The following is a 246-nucleotide window of genomic DNA, read 5'->3' on the forward strand; positions in this document are numbered from 1 at the left end:
CTGGTCGATCCAGCGCACCACGTAACCCAGGATGCCCTGGACGTTGTTGTCGAGTTCCTGCTGGATGTCGGCGGCGGACCATTTCGAGCGGTCGCCCACGGGTACCGTCAACAGGCCGGCCAGCAGATCGTCGCGCACGCTGTCGAGCTTGGTGCGTTCGAGTTCCTGTTGCACGGCCTGCACATCCACCTGGTGGTAGTGCAACGCGTGCAGGGTGGCGGCGGTGGGCGACGGCACCCAGGCGGT

1 pseudogene is annotated in these 246 nt (G+C 66.3%); it reads right to left on the reverse strand.

Features of this window, described 5'->3' with window-relative positions:
* A pseudogene (locus SB751_RS33940) lies at positions 1 to 246 on the reverse strand (malate synthase G); the annotation flags it as partial.

The organism is Cupriavidus sp. SIMBA_020, from assembly GCF_046535395.1.
GTDB classification, from domain to species: domain Bacteria; phylum Pseudomonadota; class Gammaproteobacteria; order Burkholderiales; family Burkholderiaceae; genus Cupriavidus; species Cupriavidus campinensis.